The following is a 1120-nucleotide window of genomic DNA, read 5'->3' as shown; positions in this document are numbered from 1 at the left end:
CAAAGCGAGGGCCGTTCGGATCTCAAAAACCCAGTATCCCGTTCACTCAAAACACCTTAAGTGAACGGTGTTAGCCTATTCGGGCGGTTTTTTTATCGCTATAGCATACGGCTATCAGGAAACGTTAAACTCTACCCACAGCGGATTGTGATCGGATGCATTAGTAACCATTACCGATGAATCCATCACATCTAACTCTCGATAAAACACAAAGTCTAACGGTCGGCCAAATGCACGCCGCCGCTGATCATCAGAAAAAACGACCTCTTTTAGCCCCATTCGGTAGGCAAACCGATAAAGCGCGCTCACCCTGGGTTGGCTCCAGGCATTAAAATCCCCCGCCATAATCACAGGTCCCGAATGATGTTCTAATTGCCCACCGATGCTTTCGAGTTGATTGGTATAGGCTTCTACCCCCAAGCTGAAATTAACAGCGTGGATATTTATCACCATCAACAAGCGCTCATTATCCAACGAATAAACTGTAATCAGTGCTGATTTGGCAAGACGAATTAACGGCTCTCGTTCACGTAACGGAAAACAATACATCGATTGTGCGGAAGATAACGTCATCACCCCCGATGGATGTGCAGGCAACACAACAGCAGGCACTTGTTCAGTGGAAAGATAGTGTGTTGTGGCAAAGCGGATCAGCTCTGGGGTTGATTGTGCTTCCTGCAACAACATCAACTGCGTACTTTCACCAAAGTGCTTCAAAACAGAAAGCCAATTTGTACGCTGTTGTTTAAAAATATTCCATACCATTATCCGTAAGGCCTTCTCTGTCACCACCAGAGGGCCTGCAGATAAAGGCTGCTGCTGCAGATAATGCATTACCGGAGGCTGGAAGATACGCTCAACCGGTTGCCCGGCAACATACCTCATTGCATAAGTTTTCTTGTGCACATTGTTCCTGCTATACCAGTGAACTGGTTATCGTTATAGGGGTTTTATCCCCGAGTTTCAATGGGCACAAGCCAGCAGATGAAAATTCAATACCCGAAAGGCAAAAAGCCCTAAGCGTAAGCTTAGGGCTTTTATAAGGTGGCGGTGCGGACGGGACTCGAACCCGCGACCCCCGGCGTGACAGGCCGGTATTCTAACCGACTGAACTACCGCA

General features: G+C 47.7%; 1 protein-coding gene. It reads right to left on the bottom strand.

What is annotated here, in order from left to right; translation table 11 throughout:
* Positions 1 to 114 precede the first annotated feature (114 nt).
* Positions 115 to 906, bottom strand: coding sequence for an endonuclease/exonuclease/phosphatase family protein (locus tag FDP13_RS21450; RefSeq protein WP_143840373.1), 792 nt, complete (start codon positions 904 to 906; stop codon positions 115 to 117).
* Positions 907 to 1120 lie beyond the last annotated feature (214 nt).

It is taken from the genome of Dickeya sp. ws52 (assembly GCF_007210685.1).
Taxonomy (GTDB): Bacteria; Pseudomonadota; Gammaproteobacteria; order Enterobacterales; family Enterobacteriaceae; genus Dickeya; species Dickeya chrysanthemi.
This window is presented reverse-complemented; position numbering and strand designations above follow the sequence as displayed.